The 24,698-nt window shown below is 68.1% G+C and carries 30 protein-coding genes; 19 read left to right on the top strand and 11 right to left on the bottom strand.

Features of this window, described 5'->3' with window-relative positions:
• Window positions 1-43: 43 nt before the first annotated feature.
• From B3Z70_RS11760 to B3Z70_RS11750, 3 genes are read left to right on the top strand one after another with little or no spacing between them, the layout of a single operon-like run.
• A complete protein-coding gene (locus B3Z70_RS11760) occupies window positions 44-436 on the top strand; it encodes an NADH:ubiquinone oxidoreductase subunit NDUFA12 (protein ID WP_292045619.1) in 393 nt (130 codons plus the stop codon).
• A complete protein-coding gene (locus B3Z70_RS11755; protein ID WP_292045617.1) occupies window positions 433-1,092 on the top strand; it encodes a DUF2155 domain-containing protein in 660 nt (219 codons plus the stop codon). Before B3Z70_RS11760 ends, B3Z70_RS11755 begins: the two co-directional genes overlap by 4 nt.
• A 21-nt stretch (window positions 1,093-1,113) precedes the next feature.
• Window positions 1,114-1,458, top strand: a complete 345-nt coding sequence (locus tag B3Z70_RS11750; protein WP_292045615.1) for a hypothetical protein — start codon at window positions 1,114-1,116, stop codon at window positions 1,456-1,458.
• 35 nt (window positions 1,459-1,493) lie between these two features.
• On the opposite strand, the gene lepB is transcribed toward B3Z70_RS11750, so the two are convergent.
• The 5 genes from lepB to aroQ form a co-directional block, all read right to left on the bottom strand.
• Window positions 1,494-2,255 carry a signal peptidase I gene (gene lepB, locus B3Z70_RS11745; RefSeq protein ID WP_292020108.1) on the bottom strand — a complete coding sequence of 254 codons (762 nt, stop codon included), beginning with the start codon at window positions 2,253-2,255 and terminating at the stop codon, window positions 1,494-1,496.
• Between the two features lie 250 nt (window positions 2,256-2,505).
• Window positions 2,506-3,213 carry a leucyl/phenylalanyl-tRNA--protein transferase gene (aat, locus tag B3Z70_RS11740; protein WP_292020110.1) on the bottom strand — a complete coding sequence of 236 codons (708 nt, stop codon included), beginning with the start codon at window positions 3,211-3,213 and terminating at the stop codon, window positions 2,506-2,508.
• A complete protein-coding gene (gene accC, locus B3Z70_RS11735; protein ID WP_292045613.1) occupies window positions 3,183-4,535 on the bottom strand; it encodes an acetyl-CoA carboxylase biotin carboxylase subunit in 1,353 nt (450 codons plus the stop codon). The genes aat and accC overlap by 31 nt, the downstream gene beginning before the upstream one ends.
• 3 nt (window positions 4,536-4,538) lie before the next feature.
• Entirely contained in the window at window positions 4,539-5,030 is a 492-nt protein-coding gene (accB, locus tag B3Z70_RS11730; protein ID WP_292045611.1) for an acetyl-CoA carboxylase biotin carboxyl carrier protein, read from the bottom strand.
• Window positions 5,031-5,075: 45 nt separating this feature from the next.
• Window positions 5,076-5,522, bottom strand: coding sequence for a type II 3-dehydroquinate dehydratase (aroQ, locus tag B3Z70_RS11725; protein WP_292020817.1), 447 nt, complete (start codon window positions 5,520-5,522; stop codon window positions 5,076-5,078).
• A gap of 199 nt (window positions 5,523-5,721) precedes the next feature.
• On the opposite strand from aroQ, the gene thiS reads away from it, so the two are divergent.
• Window positions 5,722-5,922 carry a sulfur carrier protein ThiS gene (gene thiS, locus B3Z70_RS11720; RefSeq protein ID WP_292020815.1) on the top strand — a complete coding sequence of 67 codons (201 nt, stop codon included), beginning with the start codon at window positions 5,722-5,724 and terminating at the stop codon, window positions 5,920-5,922.
• Window positions 5,923-5,983: 61 nt separating this feature from the next.
• Window positions 5,984-6,766, top strand: a complete 783-nt coding sequence (locus B3Z70_RS11715) for a HisA/HisF-related TIM barrel protein (protein ID WP_292020813.1) — start codon at window positions 5,984-5,986, stop codon at window positions 6,764-6,766.
• Between the two features lie 60 nt (window positions 6,767-6,826).
• Here B3Z70_RS11715 and B3Z70_RS11710 read toward each other — a convergent pair whose 3' ends face one another.
• Window positions 6,827-8,110, bottom strand: coding sequence for a lytic murein transglycosylase (locus tag B3Z70_RS11710; protein ID WP_292020811.1), 1,284 nt, complete (start codon window positions 8,108-8,110; stop codon window positions 6,827-6,829).
• A 461-nt stretch (window positions 8,111-8,571) separates the two neighbouring features.
• Here B3Z70_RS11710 and ykgO point away from each other — a divergent pair, with 461 nt between their 5' ends.
• The 3 genes from ykgO (at window position 8,572) to B3Z70_RS11695 (ending at window position 9,457) form a co-directional block, all read left to right on the top strand.
• A complete protein-coding gene (gene ykgO / locus B3Z70_RS11705; protein WP_008263184.1) occupies window positions 8,572-8,697 on the top strand; it encodes a type B 50S ribosomal protein L36 in 126 nt (41 codons plus the stop codon).
• Between the two features lie 160 nt (window positions 8,698-8,857).
• Entirely contained in the window at window positions 8,858-9,133 is a 276-nt protein-coding gene (locus B3Z70_RS11700; protein WP_248118868.1) for a DUF2312 domain-containing protein, read from the top strand.
• A 12-nt stretch (window positions 9,134-9,145) separates the two neighbouring features.
• Window positions 9,146-9,457 (top strand): hypothetical protein, encoded by a 312-nt coding sequence (locus B3Z70_RS11695; RefSeq protein WP_292020810.1) that lies wholly within the window; start codon window positions 9,146-9,148, stop codon window positions 9,455-9,457.
• A 158-nt stretch (window positions 9,458-9,615) separates the two neighbouring features.
• Here the strand turns inward: B3Z70_RS11695 and B3Z70_RS11690 are convergent, their stop codons facing one another.
• The 3 genes from B3Z70_RS11690 to B3Z70_RS11680 all read right to left on the bottom strand — a co-directional run bounded on the left by B3Z70_RS11690 (window position 9,616) and on the right by B3Z70_RS11680 (window position 13,421).
• On the bottom strand, window positions 9,616-11,067 hold the full coding sequence (locus B3Z70_RS11690; protein ID WP_292020807.1) for a sigma-54-dependent transcriptional regulator: 1,452 nt from the start codon (window positions 11,065-11,067) through the stop codon (window positions 9,616-9,618).
• Between the two features lie 107 nt (window positions 11,068-11,174).
• Window positions 11,175-12,944 carry a DUF4153 domain-containing protein gene (locus B3Z70_RS11685; RefSeq protein ID WP_292020805.1) on the bottom strand — a complete coding sequence of 590 codons (1,770 nt, stop codon included), beginning with the start codon at window positions 12,942-12,944 and terminating at the stop codon, window positions 11,175-11,177.
• Between the two features lie 51 nt (window positions 12,945-12,995).
• A complete protein-coding gene (locus tag B3Z70_RS11680; protein ID WP_292045609.1) occupies window positions 12,996-13,421 on the bottom strand; it encodes a DUF1203 domain-containing protein in 426 nt (141 codons plus the stop codon).
• 130 nt (window positions 13,422-13,551) lie between these two features.
• Between B3Z70_RS11680 and B3Z70_RS11675 the strand changes: the two genes are divergently transcribed.
• The 9 genes from B3Z70_RS11675 (at window position 13,552) to B3Z70_RS11635 (ending at window position 20,824) form a co-directional block, all read left to right on the top strand.
• Window positions 13,552-15,345, top strand: coding sequence for a M3 family oligoendopeptidase (locus B3Z70_RS11675; RefSeq protein WP_292045607.1), 1,794 nt, complete (start codon window positions 13,552-13,554; stop codon window positions 15,343-15,345).
• A 70-nt stretch (window positions 15,346-15,415) separates the two neighbouring features.
• Window positions 15,416-15,688 carry an aa3-type cytochrome c oxidase subunit IV gene (locus tag B3Z70_RS11670; RefSeq protein ID WP_292020800.1) on the top strand — a complete coding sequence of 91 codons (273 nt, stop codon included), beginning with the start codon at window positions 15,416-15,418 and terminating at the stop codon, window positions 15,686-15,688.
• Between the two features lie 135 nt (window positions 15,689-15,823).
• Window positions 15,824-16,957: a Re/Si-specific NAD(P)(+) transhydrogenase subunit alpha gene (locus B3Z70_RS11665; protein WP_292020798.1), complete on the top strand. Its 1,134-nt coding sequence runs from the start codon at window positions 15,824-15,826 to the stop codon at window positions 16,955-16,957.
• A complete protein-coding gene (locus B3Z70_RS11660) occupies window positions 16,954-17,232 on the top strand; it encodes a hypothetical protein (RefSeq protein ID WP_292020796.1) in 279 nt (92 codons plus the stop codon). Before B3Z70_RS11665 ends, B3Z70_RS11660 begins: the two co-directional genes overlap by 4 nt.
• A 2-nt stretch (window positions 17,233-17,234) precedes the next feature.
• Entirely contained in the window at window positions 17,235-17,570 is a 336-nt protein-coding gene (locus B3Z70_RS11655) for an NAD(P) transhydrogenase subunit alpha (protein WP_292020794.1), read from the top strand.
• Window positions 17,567-17,833 carry a hypothetical protein gene (locus B3Z70_RS11650; RefSeq protein ID WP_087119857.1) on the top strand — a complete coding sequence of 89 codons (267 nt, stop codon included), beginning with the start codon at window positions 17,567-17,569 and terminating at the stop codon, window positions 17,831-17,833. The genes B3Z70_RS11655 and B3Z70_RS11650 overlap by 4 nt, the downstream gene beginning before the upstream one ends.
• A 13-nt stretch (window positions 17,834-17,846) precedes the next feature.
• Window positions 17,847-19,271, top strand: coding sequence for an NAD(P)(+) transhydrogenase (Re/Si-specific) subunit beta (locus B3Z70_RS11645; RefSeq protein ID WP_292020792.1), 1,425 nt, complete (start codon window positions 17,847-17,849; stop codon window positions 19,269-19,271).
• Window positions 19,271-19,663 carry a hypothetical protein gene (locus B3Z70_RS11640; RefSeq protein ID WP_292020790.1) on the top strand — a complete coding sequence of 131 codons (393 nt, stop codon included), beginning with the start codon at window positions 19,271-19,273 and terminating at the stop codon, window positions 19,661-19,663. The genes B3Z70_RS11645 and B3Z70_RS11640 overlap by 1 nt, the downstream gene beginning before the upstream one ends.
• A gap of 45 nt (window positions 19,664-19,708) precedes the next feature.
• Window positions 19,709-20,824, top strand: coding sequence for an acyltransferase family protein (locus B3Z70_RS11635; protein ID WP_292020788.1), 1,116 nt, complete (start codon window positions 19,709-19,711; stop codon window positions 20,822-20,824).
• 5 nt (window positions 20,825-20,829) lie between these two features.
• Here the strand turns inward: B3Z70_RS11635 and B3Z70_RS11630 are convergent, their stop codons facing one another.
• Window positions 20,830-21,054, bottom strand: coding sequence for a hypothetical protein (locus B3Z70_RS11630; protein WP_292020787.1), 225 nt, complete (start codon window positions 21,052-21,054; stop codon window positions 20,830-20,832).
• 92 nt (window positions 21,055-21,146) lie between these two features.
• Between B3Z70_RS11630 and B3Z70_RS11625 the strand changes: the two genes are divergently transcribed.
• Both B3Z70_RS11625 and B3Z70_RS11620 read left to right on the top strand, forming a co-directional pair.
• Complete coding sequence (locus B3Z70_RS11625; RefSeq protein WP_292020785.1) at window positions 21,147-22,136, top strand: helix-turn-helix transcriptional regulator; 990 nt, start codon at window positions 21,147-21,149, stop codon at window positions 22,134-22,136.
• A 74-nt stretch (window positions 22,137-22,210) separates the two neighbouring features.
• Complete coding sequence (locus B3Z70_RS11620) at window positions 22,211-23,644, top strand: hypothetical protein (protein WP_292020783.1); 1,434 nt, start codon at window positions 22,211-22,213, stop codon at window positions 23,642-23,644.
• A gap of 63 nt (window positions 23,645-23,707) precedes the next feature.
• Here the strand turns inward: B3Z70_RS11620 and B3Z70_RS11615 are convergent, their stop codons facing one another.
• On the bottom strand, window positions 23,708-24,682 hold the full coding sequence (locus tag B3Z70_RS11615) for a DUF6607 family protein (protein ID WP_292020781.1): 975 nt from the start codon (window positions 24,680-24,682) through the stop codon (window positions 23,708-23,710).
• Between the last annotated feature and the right edge of the window lie 16 nt (window positions 24,683-24,698).

Genomic DNA, 24,698 nt, shown 5'->3' with positions numbered 1-24,698 from the left:
CGGGCCGTGAGTCCGGCGAACCCTTACGGTTGGATTTCACGACGTGTTGAGCAAGATTTTCGGCTGGTGGGAGGGCGCCACGATCGGCACCCGCTTCACCATCGCCAAGCGCGGTCGCTTTGTCGGTCAGGACGAGAACGGCAATCGCTATTACGAGAGCCGCGACAACGTCAGCTATGACGGCCGCAAGCGTCGCTGGGTCATCTACGACGGCTATGCCGAGGCGTCCAAGGTCACGCCCGACTGGCACGGCTGGCTACACTACACCTTCGACCTGCCGCCGACCGAGCAGCCGCTGCCGCGTCGTTCGTGGGAGAAGGAGCATCTGCCCAACCTGACCGGCACGCCCCTGGCCTGGCGCCCGCCCGGCTCGCTGGCCAACGAGGCCAAGCGCCCGGCCGCGACCGGCGACTATCAGGCCTGGACGCCCGAGTGAAAACCCGCCGGATCCTGATGGGCGCGGGCGCCCTGATCGGCGTGCTGAGCGCGGGGGCCGTCACGGCCAGCGTGCTTCAGGACGCGCCGCGCGATGCCCGCCCGGTTCAGGATCCCATCGGCGACATCCTGCGCAAGACCCCGGCCCAGCCGGCGTCGAACGTGCCGACCGAGACGCCGCCCGCAGGCGCGCCGGCCCCGCGCGCGCCCGTCGCGGTGACGCCGCCCCCGGCCGTCATCATCGCCGAGGACGCCGCCGTCGAGGAAAAGGCCGAGGAAGAGGTCAAGGCCGAACGCCCCGTCGCCGAAAAGGCCATCGACCAGCCCGCCACGCCCGGCCGTCGCCAACGGCGCAAGTTCGCGGTCATCCAGGCCATCGACAAGGTCACGGCCGAGACGATGAAGTTCGAGGTCGAGGTCGGCGGCCGGCCCGTGCGCTTCAACCGCAACCTGGTCTTCGCCGCCCGCGCCTGCGAGGTGACGACGCCCGACGAACTGACCGAGGACGCCATCGCCTATATGGACGTCTCGCTGCAGCCGCGCGGCCAGAATGCGTCGCGGCAGATCTTCCGGGGCTGGATGTTCGCCTCGTCCCCGGCGGTCAGCGGCGTGCAGAACCCCTATTACGACGCCTGGGTGGTCGGCTGTAAGAACTGACCGAACGGCGGGGAGACCGGCATGGATCGCAAACGACCGCTGAAGAAGGACGAGACGGTGGAAGTCCGTCTGTCCCACGCCGCCAAGACCGCCTTCATGGCCCGCTGCCAGGCCGAGGGCCGCACGGCCAGCGAGGCGATCCGCCGCTTCATCGACGCCGAACTGAGCCAGACCGCCGCCCGTCGTTCCGTTTCCACCGGCTGGCGTCAGCTGGCGGCCGCCGCCCTGGCCGGCCTGGCGCTTGGCGCCGTCGCGGCGCCCGCCCTGGCGCAATCCCGGTCGGCCGCGCCCAGCCGCGCCGCCTTCGACCGCCTGGACCGAAACCACGACGGCCTGGTCAGTTTCGACGAATACCGGGCGGGTTAGTAGGCGCAGCCGTCCGTCGCAATTCCGGGGGCGGTCTACCGCACCCGAACCAGGAAGCGGTCCCCTTGCAGGTTCAGCCAGGTCCAGGGCTTGAATAGGCCGGCGCCGGGTTTCCAGGACGCCAGCACCATCTCCGCGCGGCCGACGATGTTCTCGGCCGGCAGCAGGCCCACGCCGATCTCCGGCGGCCAGCGGCTGTCCAGCGAGTTGTCGCGATTGTCGCCCATCATCAGATAATGGCCCGCCGGCACGCGGCGCGGCGGCGTGTCGTCGCCGGGCAGGTCCGGCCCGCCGTCATAGGTGACGTAGCTGCGGCCGTCGGCCAGCGTCTCGCGCACCCGCTGCACCCGGCGCTGCGGCGCATCGTGATCGGCGACGACATCCAGCCGCGTCTGGCGCACGGCCACGCCGTTGACGAAGACCACGCCGCCCCGCACCTGAACCGTATCGCCGGGCAGGCCCACGACCCGCTTGATCCAGACCTGTCTGGGATCGCGCGGCAGGCGGAACACCACCACGTCGCCGCGTCGCGCCTGCGCCCCCATCAGCCGCCCCGGCCGGACCGAGGACGCCAGCGGCAGCGACGCTTCGCTCCAGCCATAGGCGAACTTGGACACGACGATATAGTCGCCGACCACCAGCCCCGGCTCCATCGACGAGGACGGAATGGTGAAGGGTTGAAACAGCAGGATGCGCAGCAGCGTCGCCACGATCAGGGCGACGACCAGCGTCAGGGCGATCTCTCGCGCTGCCTTGAAGGCGGACGGGCGGGGCGGGGGTGTCGATGTGTCGGTCATGCCGCCATCGAGGCCGACACGCGGGAACGACGCCAGCGGATCCGTGTCGGGACAGGCGAGAAATCGTGTCCGGACAGACCAGGTTCAATTCTACTGACGTCATTCCGGGGCGTCCGAAGGACGATCCCGGAACCCAGGAAAGGCGCGTGGGCCGTTGAATGGGGCAGCAACGCGCATGTGGCCCTGGGTTCCGGGTTCCGCGCTCCGCTCAGCCCCGGAATGACGAACTGAAAGACCGCTCTTTTCGGACTTAGGCGCTGGCTGAAGCGACCGCTTCGGCGCCGGTCAGGGGCGCGGTCAGGGCCGTCTGATCAGGCGCGACCTTCAGCGCGGGCGCCAGCCGCCTCAGATAGGCCGCCTGCGGCGTCTCCACCGCCCCGAACTGGCTGAGGTGATCGGTCAGGAACTGCGCGTCCAGCAGCGTCCAGCCGCCCTTCCTCAATCGCGCGACCAGATGCACCAGCGCCACCTTCGAAGCGTCGCGCTCGCGGCTGAACATGCTCTCGCCGAAAAAGGCCCCGCCCAGCGACACGCCATACAGCCCGCCGACCAGCCGCTCGTCGCGCCAGCATTCGATGGAGTGGACATGACCCATGGCGAACAGGGCCGCATACAGCCGCCTGATCGGCGCGTTGATCCAGGTGTCTTCGCGATCCGGCCCTTGCGCCGCCGCACAGCCGTCCAGCACCGCCTCGAAGGCGGTGTCGACCCGCACCTCGAACGGTTCGCCCCTGACGGTGCGGCGCAGGCGGCCGGGGATATGGAAGGCGTCCAGCGGAATGACGCCCCGCTGGTCCGGCTCGATGATGAAGACGCGCGGATCGTCGCGCGCCTCGGCCATCGGAAACACGCCCCGGGCGTAACAGGCCAGCAGGTCCTCGGGGCCGAAACCGCCGAAAGGCCCGCTGGCGCTGAAATCGCGGTCGGTCAGGCGTCGCCCTTCTGACGGGCGGCCCATTTCTCAAGCCAGTGGATGTCGTAGTCGCCCGACAGGATGTCCGGCTCGGCCAGCAGCTTCTGGAACAGGGGGATGGTGGTGTCGACGCCGCCGATGACGACCTCGCCCAGCGACCGCTTCAGGCGCGCGATGGCCTCTTCGCGGTCGCGGCCGTGGACGATCAGCTTGCCGATCAGGCTGTCGTAATAGGGCGGGATCGAATAGCCGGCGTAGATGGCGCTATCCAGTCGCACGCCCAAGCCGCCCGGCGCGTGGAAGTCGGTGATCTTGCCCGGCGACGGGGTGAAGGTCTCGGGGTTCTCGGCGTTGATCCGCACCTCGATGGCGTGGCCCTTGAACTCAATGTCGTCCTGGGTGAACGACAGAGGCAGACCGGCGGCGATCCGCACCTGTTCGCGAACCAGATCCACGCCGGTGATCATTTCGGTGACCGGGTGTTCGACCTGCAGGCGGGTGTTCATCTCGATGAAGAAGAACTCGCCGTCCTCCCACAGGAACTCGATCGTGCCGACGCCCAGGTATCCGATGGCGGCGATGGCCTTGTTGACCGTCTCGCCGATCTGCTTGCGACCCTCCGCCGACAGGGCGGGCGAGGGAGCCTCTTCCAGCACCTTCTGGTGACGGCGCTGCAACGAGCAGTCGCGTTCGCCCAAGTGCACGACATTGCCGTGACTGTCGGCGATGACCTGTATCTCGATGTGGCGCGGCTTCTGGAGGTAGCGCTCCATATAGACGGCGCCGTTGCCGAAGGCGGCCTTGGCCTCGGACTGGGCGGTCTGCACCGCCTCGACCAGATCGTCGGGCGTCAGGGCGACCTTCATGCCGCGTCCGCCGCCGCCCGCCGCCGCCTTGACGATCAGCGGGAAGCCGATGGACTTGGACGCCTCGATGGCGGCCTCGACCGTCTCGACCTCGCCGTCCGAACCGGGGACGACGGGAATCCCTGCGTCCTTGACCGTCTGTTTGGCGCTGATCTTGTCGCCCATGACCCGGATGTGCTCGGGCTTGGGACCGATGAAGGTCATGCCGTGGGCCTCGACGATCTCGGCGAAGCGGGCGTTCTCCGACAGGAAGCCATAGCCGGGGTGGATCGCCTGGGCGCCGGTGATTTCCGCCGCCGCGATGATCGAGGGGATGTTCAGATACGACTTGGCGGCCGAGGCCGGGCCGATGCAGACGCTCTCGTCCGCCAGACGCACCCACATGGCGCCCCGGTCGGCCTCGGAATGGACGGCGACGGTGGATATGCCCATCTCCTTGCAGGCCCGGTGGACCCGCAGGGCGATCTCGCCGCGATTGGCGATCAGAACCTTGGTGAACATGGCTTACGCCTCGAGCAGGACGAGGGCTTCGCCGAACTCGACCGGCTGGGCGTCGCCGACCAGGATGTCGGCGACCACGCCGTCGCGCGGGGCCTGGATCGGGTTCATCGTCTTCATGGCTTCGACGATCAGCAGGGTCTGGCCCTTCTTGACCTTGTCGCCCGGCTGGACGAAGGCCGGCGCCTCGGGCGACGGCTGCAGATAGGCGGTGCCGACCATCGGCGACTTCACCTCTTCGCCGGCGCGGGCGACGATGGTCGCCGGATCGCTGGGCATGGCGGCCGGAGCAGTAGCGGCGGCGGGCGCGGCGGCGACCGGGGCCGGGGCGGCGGCGTACTGCACCGGGGCGGCGTTGACGGTGATCTCGCGCGCGACGCGGATGCGCAGTTCGCCGCGTTCGACCTCGACCTCGGTCAGGTCGGTCTCGTTCAGTATCTCGGCCAGCTGGCGAACCAGGGCGGCGTCGATCTCGGCGTGTTTCTTGTCATCGGCCATTGGAATGCGCCTTGTCTTTCGTGTGTGTAAGCGAACGGGCGGCCCTCAGGGCCGTTCCCGGATCAGGGTCAGGGCCGCCTGGACGGCCAGTTCATAGCCGCTCGCGCCGAAACCGGCGATCACGCCGGTCGCCGCGGACGACACATAGGAGTGATGGCGAAACGCCTCGCGCGCCGCCGGATTGGACAGATGCAGCTCGATCACCGGGATCGACAGCGTCTTCAACGCATCGTGCAGCGCCACCGACGTATGCCCATAGGCGGCCGGATTCAGGATCAGAGCCTGGGCGGCTTCGCGCGCCTCCTGGATCCAGTCGACCAGCACGCCCTCGTGGTTGGTCTGGCGAAACACGACCTGCGCCCCGCCCGCCGCCTTGACGCACCGCTGCTCGATGTCCGCCAGGGTGTCGCGGCCATAGATGTCCGGCTCCCGAACCCCGAGCAGGTTCAGATTGGGGCCGTTCAGCACATGGATGACGGGGATGTCCGACATAGGGCGCGTGAAAGTGGGGTTCCAGGAATCGAGCCTGCGCATCGCAGCGCAAGAGGGGCCTTTTAGCGGACGCGGCTCGCGGGTCAAACGGTCGCCGTATCGAAGTTTACGCCGGGGCAATCGTCCCGGCGGCTTGCGGCGGTCTGGCGAAGTCGCCCGCCGCCGTCTATCTGCGCAACACGCCAGACGGAGAGCCGCCATGAACCAGATCCATTTGAACGGCGAACCCCGCCTGGTCCAAGCCGTCACCATACTGGCCCTGGTCGAAGAACTGGCGCTGGACCCGCGCAAGGTGGCGGTCGAGCGCAATCTGGAAATCGTGCCCCGCTCGCTTCACGCCTCCACCCCCATCGCGTCGGGCGACCGCATCGAACTGGTCCAGTTCGTGGGGGGGGGGTGATCGCGATCAAATCCGGCAACGACGGCTTTCCCTGAGGCCGTCGGAGGCTTAGGTCAGCCCCATGACCGATACAGCCTCCGAAACCTGGTCCGTCGCGGGCCGCACCTTCACCTCGCGCCTGATTGTGGGCACCGGCAAATACGCCGACTACGCCCAGAACGCCGCCGCCGCCGAGGCTGCGGGGGCCGAGATCGTGACCGTGGCCGTGCGGCGGGTGAATCTGTCGGACCCGACCCAGCCGATGCTGGTCGACCATGTGAAGCCTGACCGCTTCACCTTCCTGCCCAACACCGCCGGCTGTTTCACCGGCGAGGATGCCGTGCGGACCCTGCGCCTGGCGCGCGAGGCGGGCGGGTGGAGCCTGGTCAAGCTGGAGGTGCTGTCCAACACCGCCCACCTGTATCCCGACATGATCGAGACGCTGCGGGCGCTGGACCTGCTGATCAAGGACGGGTTCGACGTCATGGTCTATTGCACCGACGACGTTGTGATGGCCAAGCGGCTGGAAGACGCCGGCGCCGCCGCCATCATGCCCGCCGCCGCGCCGATCGGCTCAGGGCTCGGCATCCAGAACGAGGTCAACATCCGCCTGATCGTCGAACAGGCCAAGGTGCCTGTGCTGGTCGACGCCGGCGTCGGCACCGCCTCGGACGCGACCCGCGCGATGGAGCTGGGCTGCGACGCCGTGCTGATGAACACCGCCATCGCCGGAGCGAAAGACCCCATCCGCATGGCCCGCGCCATGAAACACGCCGTCATCGCCGGCCGCGACGCCTATCTGGCCGGACGGATGGCCAAGCGGATGTACGCCGACCCCTCGTCGCCCCTGGCGGGGTTGATCTAGCCTTCCATCCCTTCCGCCCGTGAACGGCAGGCGCGTCGAACCATTCCTGGCGTTACGCTCTCAGCCCGCCCGGCGGATCAGTTCGTCCGCCAGCGTCGGCGTCAGATAGCCGTCGGCGATCCGGCCCGTGGCGATCTGCCAGCGGCGCAGGGCCGCGCGGGTGTTGGACCCGATCACCCCGTCCACGCCTTGGGTGTCATAGCCCAGCTTGGTCAACGCCCGCTGCGCCCCGATCCGCTGGTCACGCGACATCGACGGGTCGTTGGGCCAGGCCTTGGTCAGGGCGGGCTTGCCCATGATGCCGTCCGCCGTCAGGCCGATGGCCAGCGCATAGCTGACCGAGTTGTTGTAGCGGCGGATCACATAGTGGTTCGGCAGGGCCAGGAAGGCCGGTCCGTTCGCCCCTTGCGGCAACAGAATGGTCGCCTCTTCTAGCGCCTCGGCGCCGTTCGGCGTTCCGCCTTGCGCCAGGCGCACGCCCTTGGCCGCCCAATAGGCCCAGTCGTGCTTGGGCCCTTCCGCCTCGGCATAGTCGAACCCGGAGGGCAGGACGACCTCATAACCCCAGCCCTGGCCGCGCTTCCATCCGGCCTGGGCCAGCAGGTTGGCGGCCGAGGCCAGGGCGTCGGCGTCGTCGCCCCAGATGTCCACCTTGCCGTCGCCGTCCTGGTCCACGCCCAGGCGCAGATAGTTGTCGGGCATGAACTGGGTCTGGCCCATGGCGCCGGCCCAACTGCCCTTCAGCCCCGACCGCTCGCGCCGGCCGTCCACCACGATGTCCAGCGCATCCTTCAACTGGCCTTCGGCCCAATCCCGCCTGCGACCGTCATAGGCCAGGGTCGCCAGCGAACGGATGACGTCATAGTCGCCCTGCACCTGACCGAAGGCGCTTTCCTGCGCCCAGACGCCGACCAGGATTTCGCTGGGCACGCCGAAGCGCTGGACCACCGACCACGGCACGCGATCGATTCGCTGCTTGGCCTGGGCGATCCGCACCGAGGTCACGGCGTTCTGCACATAGGCGCCGGCGGGCTTGGAGAATTCCGGCTGGTTCCGATCCAGCCGCACCACGGTCGGGTCGGGCGTCAGGCCGTCCAGTTCGCGGGCGTATTCGGCGCGGCGGGCGCCGCCCTTGCGCGCCAGGAACCCCTGTTTCCAGCCCTCGAACCCCTGCTGGTCATAGGCGGCCAGCGGCGGGGTCTGCGGCGTGGGGGCGGGGGCCGTGACGGGGGCGCCCGGTTGCGGCTGGGGCTGGTGCGTCGGCAGGGCGACCTGCGGCTCGGGCAGCATGGGCGCACAGGCCGAGACGCACCCGATCAGAAGAAGGCGGTAGGAAAAGCGCATGAGATTCAAACTAAAGCCCCCAGGGTCCGACGTGAAATGACATCCGCGCGAATGCCTAGTTTCACGGCGATTAAAGCGCCCGTGAGGCGAAAGCGTTGCCTTGCCGTTCGCGCATCGGCGTCATTAACCCTGTTTTTCGTCGACGCCTTAACGCCTGCGGCGTATCATCGCACCGTCCTCTGACGGCCTGATGGCGGAGTGGCGACGCAACGGGCGTGCAACCCCGTAAACCCTCCGTTCGACTCGGAGGTCAGGCCTCCATGGTTTTTGTCGTGCCATCGCGCTTCGCGCCACTTAGCACGTTAGGGGAAACAGCTCGCAGAGCAGACGGGGACTGGGTTTTCTGCGGTTTCGGCCTTTGGCGGCTTGACCTTCTGAACCCCTCTCTCTATACGACCGCCTCCGCCGCGATCCGACCGGGTCAGCGGCTTTCTTATTGGTTTCTCTCAGGACGTCCGACCATGAAGGTCCGTAGCTCGCTCAAGTCCCTGAAGACCCGCCACCGCGACTGCAAGGTCGTGCGTCGCAAGGGCGTCGTCTTCGTCATCAACAAGACCGACCCGCGCTTCAAGGCCAAGCAGGGCTAAGCTGACGGGCCTGCGCGCCGCTTCGGCGGCGTGCGCGCGCAGCGTCTTGCTGACGATCCACAGGCTGCGGATTTTCATCCGCGGCCTTTTTCGTGTTCGCGGTTGTCGCGCGCCGGCCGTCATGGTTAGCGTCCGCGCCTGATTTCTGGAGTATTTCCCCATGGCTGACGACGCTTCGTTCGACGGTGGTCCCGACGTTCTCACCTCGACCGCGCAAGGGCGCCTGCGCACCATCATCGAGCGGCTGGAGCGCCTCGAAGAGGACAAACAGGCCGTCATGACCGACATGAAGGAGGTCTTCGCCGAGGCCAAGGGCGAGGGCTACGACGTCAAGATCCTGCGCAAGGTCATCCGCATCCGCAAGCAGGACAAGGCCAAGCGCCAGGAAGAGGACGCCATCCTGGACCTCTATATGTCGGCGCTGGGCGAGATCTGAGGCTGACCCGGCTTGAAGCGAAAACCGCCGCCAAGCCCCTTTGAAGCCCAACGCAAGGCCGCTCAGCGCGCGGCCCTGAACGCCCTGAAACGCGCCCGCCGCTCGGCAGAGAAGGCGGGCGTTTCTCTGTCCGACTGGGAGGGCGAGTTCCTCGATTCGGTCGGCGAGCGGGTGAAGACCCACGGCCGCGCCTTCGCCGACCCTGAAAAAGGCGCCCCCGGCCAGGCCCTGTCCGCCATGCAGGGCCGCAAGCTGAAAGAGATCACCGCCAAGGCCAAGGGCGAGGAGCCGAAACGGCGGTGGGGGCGCAAGACGCCGGACTGACTGTCTCCTCCTCGTGAAATGGGGAGGGGGACCGCGAAGCGGTGGAAGGGCTCTTGAAACAGGATCGGCACCGGTGATGCGGAACCGGCCCCTCCGTCACGGCGCTGAAGAAGCGCCGCGCCACCTCCCCGCGAAGCAGGGGGGAGACTCGCTGGCCCTCACCCCGCCTCCTTCAACTGCCCCTCCAGCCCCTGCTCCCGGACCTTGCGGTACAGGGTCGAGCGGCCGATGCCGAGGCGACGGGCGATCTCGCTCATGTGGCCGGCATAGACCTCGATGGCGTGCTGGATCAGGTCGCGTTCGATGTCTTCCAGGGTCCGCAGATGGCCGCGGTCGTCCAGGATGCGGATGGGCTGGTCGCCGGCGGCGGCCGCCTCGGTCTGGGCGTTGGCTGCCGTTGCGGCCTGGAGCGGGCGCGCGTCGGGCAGGGGGGCGGCGACGCCGGAGATGGCGGGGAAATCGTGCGGTTGCAGGAAGGGGGCATCGGCCAGGACGATGGCGCGGAACACCGCATTCTCAAGCTGACGGACATTGCCGGGCCAGTCGAACCCTTGCAGCAGGGCCAGGGTCTCGGGCGCGCAGCCCGCGATCCGCTTGCCTTCCTCGGCGTTGAAGCGGGCGATGAAATGTTCGACCAGGGCCGGAATGTCCTCGCGCCGGTCGCGCAGGGACGGGGCCTCGATCGGGAACACGTTCAGGCGATAGAACAGGTCCTCGCGGAAGGCGCCGTCCTTGACCTGCTGGGCCGGGTCGCGATTGGTCGCCGAGACGATGCGGACGTCGATCTTGACCGGCCGCTTGCCGCCGACGGGATCGATTTCGCCTTCCTGCAGGGCGCGCAGCAGCTTGACCTGCATGTCCAGCGGCAGTTCGCCGATCTCGTCCAGAAACAGGGTGCCGCCGTCCGCCTCGCGGAACTTGCCCAGCGTCTTGTCGACCGCCCCGGTGAAGGCGCCCTTCTCGTGCCCGAACAGGATGGATTCGATCAGATTGGCGGGCAGGGCGCCGCAGTTGACCGCCACGAAAGGCTTGCCGGCCCGGTCGCTGGCGCCGTGCAGGGCGCGGGCGATGACCTCCTTGCCCACGCCGCTCTCGCCGGTGATCAGGACGGGGATGGAGGATTTGGCGGCGCGGGCGCCCAGCGCCTTGACCATACGCATCGGGGCGCTGTCGCCCACGATGTCGTCGAAACTGGTGCGGCCCTGGGCGCGCTTGGTCAGACGTCCGACCTCGGCCGTCAGCCGCTTCATCTGCAGGGCGTTGCGCACCCCGACCAGCAGCCGTTCCGGCCCCACAGGCTTGACGAAGAAGTCCTGGGCCCCGGCCTGCATGGCCTTGACCACCATGTCGATGCCGCCGTTGGCGGTCAGCACGATCACCGGCTCGGCGACGCCCGCGCTGCGCAGTTCGGCTAGACATTCCAGGCCCGACATCTCGGGCATCACCATGTCCAGCAGGATCAGGTCCGCCCCGCCGCCCTGGGTCATCCGGTCGATGGCCTCGCCGCCGCCGGCCGCATGGACCACGGCGTATCCATCCCGCTCCAGCACGGCCTGGATCAGCCGGCGCTGGGTCGGATCGTCGTCGACGACCAGAATGGTCTTGGCCATGGAGCGGTCCCTTGCACTTTCGCCCACCCTGTCGGGATGGATCGTTTCGGGACGATTTCTAGGCCGGCGAGGTGAAAATCGGGTGAGAGGGCATGGTGTTCGCCGCATTAACCTCGGCGGCCGGCGTCACAGTCGGTCTCGGGCTGAGCCTGCAGTTTTCGCCCGCTGACGATCAGGTCGGGCAGGGCGGACGGGGCGGCGGCGGCGCCCTTGGCCAGTTCCGCGTCCAGGGCGTCCTCCGCCGTGTCGCAGGGGATCGTATAGCGCGCCAGGCGTCGCCACTGGCCCGCGTCGTCCAGACCATAGGCCGTGATGAAGCGGCTGCCGGCCACCAGCAGATCCTGGCGACCGTCGCCGTTCAGATCCATGCGGCGCGACAGGCACGGCGTCGTTTGGGTGCAAACATGGAGAAGGTCGTCCTGACGCTCCAACTGCGCCATGAAGTCGGCGGGCACGGTCTGGCCGGGCGCGGGGCGAATGCGGATGCCGGCGATCCAGGCGTCGCGTTCCGCCGCCGTGGTCCCTGAGGGATAGGTCCGGGCCTTGGCGGCGCGGGCCAGGCGCGCGGTTTCGGGATCGGCGGAGCGCGTCAGCCTGTCCAGCGCGGCGACGCCGGCCTTGCCGCTCTTGAACCGCAGGAAATCGTAGTCGAAGTTCCGCGCCGACACCGCGCCGCGTTCCAGCCGTGCGATCTGATCCCTGACCGACAGTCGCGCCGGGTCGGCCAACGGGCTGAACAGGGCCAGGATGATCAAGACCGACAGGACGGCGGCGATCACGTTCGTCCGCTCCAGCGGCCTCATCCAGCCGCCGGGCCTAAACGCCGCGAACAGATAGCCAGCGCCATAGACCGCGCCGACCAGGGCGCAGGCGGCGGCGATGATGCGGTCGGGCGTCAGACCGTGCTGGCCGATCCGCAGGGCCAGTCCCCAGACCGCCAATACGACCAGCGGCGCGATCAGGACCGAGGCGGCGCGGACGCCGTATCTCAACGCAGCAGGCGGCAGATTGTCGGGACGACCGTCCTGATAGGCCGTGTTGATCAGCACGATCAGGGCGGCGGCGGCCGACAGGACCAGGGCCGTGGCGCTGCGCGTCTCCCACAATCCGTCCAGCCCGGTGAAGGGCAGGGCGGCCAGGAAACCGGCGACCAGAACCGTAATGACCAGCAGAAGCCACGACAGCAGCATCAGGGCGACGGTTCTCACGCCCCGGATCAGACCGTCGCGCACATCGGTCAGCTGAACCGCCGTGGCGAAGGTCAGGGCCGTGACGGGAATGGAGAACCAGGCCTCGCCCAGCATCGTCTGCAGAAAGGACAAACCGATCATCTTGAACAGGGCCGCGCCGAGATGGAGCAGCAGCCAGAAGGCGCCGGTGAAGCCCACCGACAGCGCCAGCTGCACCCCGGCTTTCCAGGCGATGTCGAAATATTCGGAGTAATCGACGACCCAGCGCCGCTCGCGGATCGCCGGCACGATCAGATGATGGGCGATGAACAGGGCCGCCGCCCCGAACGCCAGGATCGGAAAGGCGAGGAAGGGCGGCTGACGCGAACTGTCCATCGTCTGACGCGCCACGTCGTGTGCCCCCAGCAGCGCCAGAACGAGTGCGGCGACGGTCGTCCACAGGATCACGGCCGCCGGCTTGATCCGCCCCGCCGCCGCCAGCACGACCACCGGGCCATAGCCCATCGCCAGCGCCAGGGCGCCGAACAGGGCCGGTTGGGTCGCGGGCCACACCCGACCATCGGCCGCCAGATAAAGCAGATAAAGCGCCACCCCCTGGACCAGGCCGGTCGCCAGCCTGCCCACCGCCCGTCCGGTCGATCCACCGAGAGCGATCCGGCCTGTATCGTGATGCGTCTGATCGGTCATGGGACCGTCCTAACCCAGGATGGCGACGCTCGCCACGTCAGGCGAAAGGTCTCAGCCCCGGTCGACCGCCGCCATGTAGCAGCCGCGCCTCGCCGTATGCAGATGGATTTCGCGCACATCCGTTCGGGTGAACCAGGCATCGAGTTGATCGCCCAGGCGCACGCCGTCCACCACGTCGGCTTCGACCATCATCCAGTCGGCGTCATACGCGCGAACAGACAGCAGGCGACGCGCCAGCATGTCGGGAATATCGCCAGCCTCGGGATGGGCGCGACGCGCGCCCTCGCGCACGAAGATCGGGCCGGCGCCGCGGTAGGGGGAGGCGGGATCGTCAATGTGCGCCCGGTTCGTCAGGATCAGTGTTTCGCCGACGGCCGCGTCCGTCAGACTGACCCGGCAGGGGGCGGCGTGAGGTTGGGTCGCGGTCATGCGACGCGCGCCCTGGGCGGCCAAGGCGGCGGCGTCGAGCGCGAACATCGACGCGAACGGACTGAAGGGAAGGGATCGGATGCGCCAGGTCATGAGCCGTGATGTAGGCCATGGGCGGAAATCGGTCTGGCGTCTTTCGGACGTTGCATCTGGGACGGGCAATCCCCAAAACAAGGCCATGAACGCGCCCTTCAAGACGCCCAACGCCGAAGCCCCGCTGTGGGACCTGACCGACCTCTACGCCTCGCGCGACGATGCGCGGGTCGGGGCGGATCTGGAAAGAGCCAGGGATTTGGTCGACGCCCTGAACGCGCTTCAGGGGCGACTGGCCGCAGAGAGGGATGCGGCCGCGCTGAGCGCGCTGCTTGACCAGGCGATCCATCTGTATGAGCAGGCGTCGGACGTGCTGGGCGCCCTGGGCGCCTACGCCTTCCTGTCGGCCTCGACCGCGCGCGACGATGCGGCGGCCCAGGGGTTCGAGGCGGACGTGCGCGAGAAGATCACCGCCATCGCCACCCCCACCGTCTGGCTGACGCTGGAGATCAATCAGATCGACGACGTGCGGCTGGAGGCGGCCTTGGGCGCCCACGCCGCAGCCGCGCGCTGGCGGCCGTGGCTGCGGCGGGTGCGGGCGATGAAGCCGCACGAACTGTCGGCCGAGCTGGAGACGTTCATCGCCGAACGCGGCCCGATCACGGCCCAATGGCCGCGCCTGTTCGACGAGCAGTTGGCCGCGTTGCGGGCAAAGGCGGGAAACGAGAATTTGACCCTCGCCGAGGCGCTGAACCGCCTGTCGGACGCCAAGCCGGCGCGTCGCAAGGCCGCCGTCGAGGGCTTGTCTGAGGCCCTGGCCGCCCGTGCCCCGACGCTGGCCCTGGTGCTGAACACCGTCGCCGCCGACAAGGCGATGGAGGATCGCTGGCGCGGCTTCAAACGCCCCGCCGACAGCCGCCACCTGGGCAACGAGGTCGATGGCGAGGCCGTGGACGCCATGGCCGAGGCGGTGGCGGCCGCCTATCCGCGCCTGTCGCATCGCTATTACGCCCTGAAGGCCAAGGCCATGGGCAAGACGCGGCTGGACCACTGGGACCGCAACGCCCCCATCGAGACCACCACCCCGCGCGCCTTCACCTGGAGCCAGGGGCGAGAGATCGTGCTGGACAGTTTCTCGGACCTGGGCGGCGATTTCGCCGAACGGGCCGGCGGCTTCTTCGACAAGCCGTGGATCGACGGCCGGGCGCGGGCGGGCAAACAGTCTGGCGCCTACGCCCACCCCGTCACCGCTGACCGGCACCCTTATGTCTTTCTGAACTGGATGGGCGAGCGGCGCGACGTCCTGACCCTGGCCCACGAACTGGGACACGGCGTTCACCAGACTTTGGCGGCGGATCAGGGCACGCTTCTGGCCGACACGCCGCTGACCCTGGCCGAGACGGCCTCCATCTTCGCCGAGGGCCTGACGTTCGACCGGCTGCTGGCGACGGCGCCCAAGGCCGAGCAGCGCGGCCTGCTGGCCGGCCGGATCGAGGACGGGCTGAACACCGTGGTCCGCCAGATCGCCTTCCACCGTTTCGAGACCCGATTCCATGACGAGCGGCTGAAGGGCGAAGTCTCCCAGCCGCGCATCAACCAGATATGGCTGGAGGAGATGGGCGCCTCGCTGGGACCGGCGGTCAAGCTGAACCCCGGCTACGAACACTGGTGGGCCTATGTCAGCCACTTCGTCCACTCGCCCTTCTACGTCTATGCCTATGCGTTTGGGGACTTGCTGGTCGCGGCCCTGATGGAGGCGCGGCGCAACGATCCGGCGGGCTTCACGCCGCTGTATCGGGAACTGCTGGCCGGGGGCGGATCGCGCACCTATGTCGAGGCGCTGAAGCCGTTCGGCCTGGACCCGCGCGATCCGGCGTTCTGGAGCGTGGGTTGCCAGCGACTGGAGCGGCTGGTCGATCAGTTCGAGGCGCTGGGCTGACCAGCCGGGCTTGAGCCGTGCGACGGCGCGGGTATAGTCGCGCGCAAGGAACGACGAGGGGAAGAACGCCATGGCCGACCACGACCACACCGCCACAGGTCCTGCGGACGCCGACGCGCAGAGCTATATGCGCGGCCATATGGAGGTGCGCGAGCAGATCTCGACCTACCGCCTGTTCCTGACCCTGGCCAAATGGGGCAGTCTGGCCATCGCGGTTCTGCTGGTCTTCCTGACGCTGTGGTTCCATCCGGGCGGCAGCTTCATGGTCGCGCTTATCGGCGCCGTCGTCCTGGGCGGGGTGGGCTTCGTGGCCTTGAAGTCCAAGCCCGGCGCCGCGCACTGATCCAAGGCGTGCGCGGTTCACGCTTTGCGCGGACGGAAATCGCGGCGTCTCTCCAAGCTTTGGCATAACCGTGCTTTGACGGCTTGCGCCGGAACGGCCTAACCTTCGTTCAACGAGAAGAACGAGGGGATTCGCTTGGCCGTCGCTATCGCCGTCACCCGTGAACGTCGCGAAGGCGAGACGCGCTGCGCCGTCACGCCCGAGACCGTCAAGAAGCTGATCGCCCTGGGCGCGACCGTCACGGTCGAGGCCGGGACGGGCCTGGGCTCGTCCATCGCCGACGCCGACTACGCCGCCGCCGGCGCGGTTGTGAAGCCGGACACCCGCGCAGTGCTGGACGCCGCCGACATCGTGCTGAAGGTGCGCGGCCCCACGGCCCAGGAGACCAGCGCGCTGAAACCCGGCGCCATCGTGATCGCCATGCTGGACGCCTATCGCGACAAGGCCACGGTCGAGGCCCTGCGCGGCGCTGAGGCCACCGCCTTCGCCATGGAGTTCGTGCCCCGCATCACCCGCGCCCAGGTGATGGACGTGCTGTCGTCCCAGGCGAACCTGGCCGGATATCGGGCGGTGATCGAGGCGGCCTACGCCTATGGCAAGGGCTTTCCGATGATGATGACGGCGGCCGGCACCGTCGCCGCCGCCAAATGCTTCATCATGGGCGTGGGCGTCGCCGGGCTTCAGGCCATCGCCACCGCGCGTCGCCTGGGCGCCGTCGTGACCGCCACCGACGTGCGCCCCGCCACCAAGGAACAGGTCGAAAGCCTGGGCGCCAAATTCCTGGCCGTCGAGGACGAGGAGTTCAGGAACGCCCAGACCGCCGGCGGATACGCCAAGCCGATGTCGGCGGAATACCAGGCCAAACAGGCCGAACTGACCGCGACCCACATCGTCAAACAGGACGTGGTGGTGACCACCGCCCTGATCCCCGGCCGCGCCGCCCCGGTGCTGCTGACCGCCGCCCACGTCGCCTCGATGAAGCCCGGCTCGGTCATCGTCGATCTGGCGGTCGAGGCGGGTGGCAATGTCGAAGGCTCAAAACTGAACGAGGTCGTGACCACTTCGAACGGCGTCACCATCGTCGGCTGGGCCAATCTGCCCGGCCGCATCGCCGCCGACGCCAGCGCCCTCTACGCCCGCAACCTGACCGCCTTCGTCGGCCTGCTGATCAAGGACGGGGCTATCGGCGTCGACTTGGAAGACGAAATCCTGAAGGCGGCGATCGTCACCAACGCCGGGGCCGTGGTGCATGAGGGGGTGAGGGGATGATCACCTTCATTGCTGCTCTGGTTCCGACCTTTCTGATCAGCCGCCTTCTGCTTTGGCTCACGAAAGCCTGGCGCGCAGGCTATGCTCGCTACGTCGTGGTCAATCTGGCGTCTGGCCTGATCGCCATGGTGCTGGCGGCGGCGGGCTTCGCCAATGGCGGGCCGCCGAGATGGGATGCGGGCGTCGTCTATCTGGCGGCCCAGGCCGTCTGGCTGGCGGTGGACCTTTTCGCCCATCGTGGTCGCATCGCACAGAAAACGAAACAGGAGGTTTGACCATGGAACACGTCGATCCCACCGTCTTCCGTCTGGCCATCTTCGTGCTGGCGATCTTCGTCGGCTATTATGTCGTCTGGTCGGTGACGCCGGCCCTGCACACGCCGCTGATGGCCGTGACCAACGCCATTTCCAGCGTCATCATCGTCGGCGGCCTGATCGCGGCGGCGGCCGTGTCGGGCGATGCGACCGGCCCTAGCGCCTGGATCGCCAAGGGCGCCGGCGTCGTCGCCGTCACCCTGGCCAGCGTCAACATCTTCGGCGGTTTCATGGTCACGCGGCGGATGCTGGCCATGTACAAGAAGAAGGAGCGGCCGGCTCCCAAGGTCACGACGTGACCGACGCCGCGCAGATCGCCGTCACCGGATCATGGATCGCCACCGGCGTCGGCTTCGGCCTGTGGCTGTATGGGTGGTTCGGGACCAAGGTTCCGATCAAGCGCCAGCGGCTGCACGACTGCGGCATCGCCCTGGTCTTTTCGGCCATCCTGGTTCGCGTGGTGACGCAGGATCGGCCGCTGGGCGTCTTCGAATGGGCCCTGTTCTTCATCGGCCCCTTGTTCATCGCCGCCGCCCTGTGGCGGCTGGCCCGCACGTCTTGAGGGGAGGGGCGTGATGAACGCATCGCTGGCCGCACTGGCCTATCTGGTTTCGGGGGTCCTGTTCATCCTGTCGTTGCGGGGGTTGTCCAGCCCCGAGACCAGCCGGCAGGGCAACACCTTCGGCATGATCGGCATGGCCCTGGCCATCGGCGTGACCCTGCTGACGCTGGGCACGACAGGGGCGCTGGACTCGGTGACCCTGGCCCTGATCGCGGGCGGGGTCATCGTCGGCGGCGGGGCCGGCGCGCTGATCGCCAAGCGGGTCGCCATGACCGACATGCCGCAGCTGGTCGCCGCCTTCCACAGTCTGGTCGGCATGGCCGCCTGTCTGGTCGCCATCGGCGCCATCTATGCGCCCGACGCCTTTGGAATCCTGTCCGACGACGGCGTGGGCATCAAGACGCTGTCGATCATCGAACTCAGCCTGGGCGTCGCCATCGGGGCCATCACCTTCACCGGTTCGGTCATCGCCTTCGCCAAGCTGAATGGAAACATGAGCGGGGCGCCGATCATCCTGCCCGCGCGGCACCTGATCAACGTCGGCCTTGCGCTGGGCCTGGTCTTCCTGATCGGCATTCTGATCGGCACGGCTGGCGCGGCGACATGGGCCTTCTGGGGCGTCTTCCTGATCGCCCTGATCCTGGGCGCGACCCTGATCATCCCCATTGGCGGCGCGGACATGCCGGTCGTGGTGTCGATGCTGAACTCCTACTCCGGCTGGGCGGCTGCGGCCCTGGGCTTCACGCTGGAGAACATCGCCCTGATCATCACCGGCGCCCTTGTCGGATCGTCGGGCGCGATCCTCAGTTACATCATGTGCAAGGGCATGAACCGCAGCTTCGTCTCGGTCATTCTGGGCGGCTTCGGCGGCGGCGGCGATGCGGCGGCCGGTCCCGGCGGCGCCAAGGAGACGCGCCCGGTCAAACAGGGCTCGGCCGAGGACGCCGCCTTCATCATGAAGAACGCCTCCAAGGTCATCATCGTGCCCGGTTACGGCATGGCGGTGGCCCAGGCCCAGCACGCTTTGCGCGAAATGGCCGACAAGCTGAAGGAAGAGGGCGTCGAGGTGAAATACGCCATCCACCCCGTCGCCGGCCGGATGCCGGGCCATATGAACGTCCTGCTGGCCGAGGCCAACGTCCCCTATGACGAGGTGTTCGAGCTGGAGGACATCAACGCCGAGTTCGCCACAGCCGACGTGGCCTTCGTCATCGGCGCCAATGACGTTACCAACCCGGCCGCCAAGACCGACCCGACCAGCGCCATCTACGGCATGCCGATCCTGGACGTGGAGAAGGCGGGGACCGTGCTGTTCATCAAGCGCGGCATGGGCTCGGGCTATGCGGGCGTGGAGAACGAGCTGTTCTTCCGCGACAACACCATGATGCTGTTCGCCGACGCCAAGAAGATGGTCGAGGGGATCGTGAAGGGGCTGTGATGCGGCGGCTGACGATCTTGGGACTGCTGCTGATCCTGGGGGGATGCAGTTATCAACTGTGGCTGAGGATCGATGGTGAGTTGGAGGCGCCCCGCATCGCGATCACCGCGCCATGGATCATGCAGCCCACGACGTGTCTGGATCGGCTGTGGGTCGTCAAGGCGTCGGACCCTCAAGACCGGCTGTGGGATGTGGTGGCGAGAAATGGCGCGTGTGCGCCGGGTTCGGAGATCACATACGGACACGCGCCGACCGATTTCGAGCCGAGGACCTCGGCGCGCCCGCTCGAACCCGGCATACTTTATGAGGCGTTCGCCTCATCGAAAGGCGCAGGTGGCTCGATCCAGTTCATCTATTTGAACGATGGCTGGAAAGTCGTCACGGGGCGCTGAGAAATCTCAGCGCGCCAGCGCCCATGCTTGCCTCTATCGCACCGCTTGAAGACCCGTTATCACGCGCCCGTGAAGATCGTCGCGCACCAACGTTTCGAAGCCTTGGATTCCCTGCGCGGGGTCTGCGCCATCCTGGTGGTCATGTTCCATATGCCCGTCGCCAGCCACTGGCGGGACTGGGGCTTCATCCAGCACGCCTATCTGTTCGTGGACTATTTCTTCGTGCTGTCGGGCTTCGTCATCGCCCATGCCTATGCCGAGCGCTTGAAGTCGGGGCGGGATGCGGGGCGGTTCATGTTGCGGCGGTTCGGGCGCATCTGGCCGCTGCATCTGCTGATGCTTGGGGCTTTCTTGGGGCTGGAGCTGGCGCGGCTGGTCTTCCATTTCGACGGGGCGGCGCCGTTCACGCGCGATCGCTCGGTCGAGGCCATCTTCACCAATCTGGCGCTGATTCAGGCGTGGCACGTCCATCCCTATCTGACCTGGAACGGGCCGGCCTGGACGCTGAGCGCGGAGTGGGCCTGCTATCTGATCTTCGCCGGACTGGTGCTGATCGCGCCTAGACGGTTCCGCTGGATCGGCCTGGTCCTGGCGATCATAGGCGGCCTGCTGGTTTTGGCCTACGCCCGCCGTTGGATGAACACGACGTTCGACTTCGCGGTGCCGCGCGCCGTCTATGGCTTCTTCCTGGGCTGTCTGCTGCAGGGCGTATGGACCCGCATTCCCCGCCTGAAGGGCGCGGCGGCCACGGGGCTGGAGGTCGCGGCCGTCATTGCAGCCTGTGTCTTCATCGGCTGGGCCACGGGGCCGATCACGGTGGCCGTCACCCTGGTCTTCGTCGGGCTGGTCTGGGTGTTCGCGGGCGAGAACGGGGCCCTGTCACGCCTGCTGGACCGGCCTGCGCTGGTGACGTTGGGGCGATGGTCCTTCGCCATCTACATGGTCCATATGTTCATCCTGACGGTCATGCTGATCGTCGGGCGCAAGCTGGACTGGCTGCCGAACGGGCGACGGATCGACTTCGGCTCGGTGTGGCTGAACGACCTGTTCGCCATCGCCATGTTCGGCCTGATCGTCGCGGTCGCCGTCGTCGCGCACCGGCTGGTGGAACAGCCGGCCCAGCGGATGATCGACCGCTGGACCAAGCCCAGGACAGCCTGAACGGTTCAGGCCGCCATCCGCCATTCCGTCGCGGTTTCGGCGGCCCGGCCTTCGTCCCACAGCATGTCCTCGTCGGAGTAGCGACGGCTGGCGGCGGCCGAGATGACATCGACCACCTGTTCCTCCAGCCGATCCCAGATCACCGCCAGGTCGGACGACCCCTCCGCCTCGCAGGGCACGATGATGTAGCGGCTGGCGTTGACGGCGGACGTCGGTTGAAAGCGGGCCATGTGACGATCTCCTGGAAGCGGGGGCCTCTTGTCGATGATGATGTTTTGCACCACTGTTGCGTCAGAAACGGACGTAGCATTCGGGAGGCGCGGTGAGACACGACAAGGCGGCCATGGTGATCGAGCTGGCGCGGCGCATGGCCGCCAGCGCCGAGGGGCTGACGCTGGACGAGATGGCGCGCGACATGCGCACCGGGCGCCGCACCGCCGAACGGATGCGCGACGCCGTCCTGATGCTGTTCCCCCAGGCCGAGGAGGTGTCCGACCCGCCCACCAAACGCTGGCGCATCCGCGGCGGCCTGTCGGCGTTCGAACAGGCGCCGACGGCGACCGAGATGCTGGAGTTGACCAAGGCCGCTTCGGCCTTGCGCGCGGCGGGCGAGCCGGCGCGGGCGGCGGCGCTGGAGGCGCTAGAGCGCAAGTTGAAGGCCGCGATGCGATCCACCACCCTGAACCGGATGGCGCCGGACCTGGAAGCGCTGGTGCGGGCGGAGACCATCGCTGTCCAGGCGGGGCCGCGCCCATCGGCGGACGAGGCGATGCTGACCGCCATCCGGGGCGCGGTGCTGGCGCAGCAGCCGTTGGGTTTCACCTATTCCCGACCGGGGGCCGAGCCGCGTCGGCGCAGCGTGGCGCCCTGCGGCGTCATGTTCGGCCGGGCCAACTATCTGGTCGCCGCCGACCGCGAGACCGGACGCATCCAGACCTTCCGCCTGGACCGGATGAGCCATGTGGCCCCGCAGGAGGGGTTGGCCGCGCCGCCCGCCGATTTCGACCTGGCGGTCTTCGCCAGCCAGTCGTTCGGCATCTATCAGGACGAGATCGAGGATGTGGTCATCCGCATTGCGCCGGAAGGCGCGGCCGAGGCCAGGGGCTGGCGCTGGCACCCCACGCAGAGCTTCGAGGATCAGGCGGACGGCGGCGTGATCGTGCGGTTTCGCGCCTCGGGGATGCGGGAACTGGCCTGGCATCTGTTCACCTGGGGTGAACAGGCGTCGATCCTGGCGCCCGAACGGCTGAAGGCGGTGATGGCCGGGGAGCTGGCGGCGGCGGGCCGCGCCCTCGATCGGACCTCAGCGTGACGAAACCGTAAGCTGACCCGGCGCGTTGACGGCGGCTAAGCTTTTCGCCTCACCAGACTGCCAGGAGATCGCCCTTGCGCGTCCACGCCTTCGCCGCCTCTGCGCTTGCCGCTGTCGCCCTGACCGGCGGAGCCTGCGCCGCCGGCCCGACCATCTCGCGGCCCGCAGCGCTCGATGACGCCGGCGCCCAGGTGATGGTGACGCGCCAGGGCGGACAGCTGATGATCGACTATCGGTTCGGGCGCGACGCGCCGGTCTGGGCCTTCATGGATTCGGCGCTGGAGACGGATTCGCGCCAGCCGTGGCGGCCGCGTCAATGGACGGTGGAGACGCCCGGCGTGGTGATGGAGCGGCGCGGCCATTACGACATCATCCGCAACGTCGATGGCGGCCCTGTGCCGCGCGAGGTGCGTTTCCGCGTCCAGCCGAAGGCCGTGGACCTGGAGGCGGAGTATCCGACCCTGCTGTTTTCCAACGGCGCGGTCGCCCTGCCGACGCGGCAGATGGACGTCTTCGCCCTGGCCTCGCCCCAGGCGGCGGAGGCGGTGCCGGACGACCTGAACCGTACAAAGGTCGATGGCGGCCCGGCGCGCGTGACCTGGCGCGACGACAGCGGGCCGGTGCTGTTCAACGGCCGCCGCCGCGACGCCCTGACCACCACGGACGAGCGCAACTATGTTTTGCTGGGCGACGCCACGGTGACGCCGGGCCAGGGCCTGTCCACCGTGATCGACCCAAACCTGCCCCCGTGGATCGGCGAGGAGATCCGCGAATTCGCCCCGCATGTCGGTCAATATTATCGCGACCGGCTGGGCGCGCCCGGCGCCGGCGGCGACACGCCCATCGTCATGGCGGCCTGGAACGGCCCGACGGAGAGGATGACCAGCATGGGCGGCAGCGTCCTGCCCGGCCTGATCGTGATGTCGTTCGAGGGGCGGGGCGTGACCACGCCCCAGGCGGAAATCCGCGAGCGGTCGCGCTGGTTCATCGGTCACGAGGGCGCGCACTTCTGGCTGGGCCAGACCATCCGCTATCAGTTCGCCGACGAGGCCTGGATCACCGAGGGCGGAGCCGACCTGATGGCGGTGCGTGCGCTGAAGCATCTGGACGCGACCTATGACGACCGCGCCGAACTGCAGTCCGAGGTGGACGATTGCGCCGACCTGGCCAAACGGCCGGTGGCCGAGGCGGGCGCGCGCGGCGAACACCGGGCCTATTACGCCTGCGGCGCCGTCTTCGCCCTGGCGGCCGAGGGCGCGCAGCGACAGCGGACGGGCGGGGATTGGTTCGACTTCCTGAAGCCCCTGCTGCGCCAGCCCGACGGCGTTCTGAGCCGCGAGGAATGGCTGAGCGGCCTGACGCGGGTGTCGCGCGATCCGTCGCTGCGCGGCGATGTCGAGCGGTTGCTGGATCAGGGCGCGGCCGATCCGTCCGCCGTCATCGCCAGGCTGTTCCAACGGACGGGTGTCGCCTTCCGCATGGAGAACGGCCGGGTCGTCCTGAGCTGAATGCAAAAAAGAACGGCGGCCGGTCGCCCGGCCGCCGTTTCAGTCGTCCGCGCTGGGGAAGGGTCAGCGGGGTGTCGTGGCCTGTTCGATCAGGGTGCGCGCCTGGGCGATGGCGGCGGACTCGGCGGTCTTTCCGTCCGCCACCGACTGCGCCAGGTCCATCAGGGGCGTGCCGGTGACCGAGCCTGTGTCTCCGACCTCCTCGAGATGGACGCCATTGTGGGCGGCCACAGCGGCGTCCCAGGCGTCGCGGACGGCGGCCCAGAAGCCCTGCGTCTTGGCCCAATAGTCGTCGCCCGCCTGGGGCGAATAGCTGGTGGAGCGGTCGTAGGTGTTGATGACGTCTTCCTGGACGATGGCGATGGGTTCGCCGCCGGCCTTGCCCGACATCTTCATATTGTCCTGGATATGCACCCAGCCGTCCGGCTTCAGGATATGGCGGTTCGTGCCCAGATAGCGGTCATAGACCGGATTGCGCACCGCATCGCGCCGCGCCAGGGGCCGCCAGGTCGGGTTCGACGTCCAGGCGGACAGGCCGTTGTCGTAGGTCCAATGGCCGACGCCGCCATAGCGGGGCGAATCGTCGGTCTGCCACACCGTCTGGGACCAGGCGCCGGCGCGCTGGTCGGCCGGAACCGGCGTCAGCGTCCACTGGTTCGGCCCGGCGTAGGTCAGGACCGTCTCGGGCTGATAGGTCCAGTCCTGGCGCCAGTGTTTGACCACGACGGTCTGACCGCCATGCTCCATGACCAGGATGTGCTGCAGGCTGATCTTGTCGCCCTTGTCATAGACGACGCGCACGATCTCGCTGCCGCCGGACAGCTTCTCCTCCAGCGGGTCGTAGTCGGCGCGGAAGCTGACGTTCTCGCGCATGTCGAAGTGGACGCGGTACTGGCCGGCCTGGGCCAGGATCGACTGGCGATCCCGTTCGAAAGCGTTGGCGGGCGCTGTGGCTGCAACTGGGGCGGCGGCCTGCTGGGCCAGGGCGGCAGGCGCGGTCGCGGTCAGCAGGGCGGCGGCGATCAGGATGGCGCGCATCGGGCGTTTCCTTGAG

The sequence above is a fragment of the Brevundimonas sp. UBA6550 genome (assembly GCF_002434505.1).
In the GTDB taxonomy this organism is placed as follows: Bacteria; Pseudomonadota; Alphaproteobacteria; order Caulobacterales; family Caulobacteraceae; genus Brevundimonas.
Note: the sequence above shows the minus strand (reverse complement) of the source record. Positions and strands in the feature narration are given on the sequence as shown.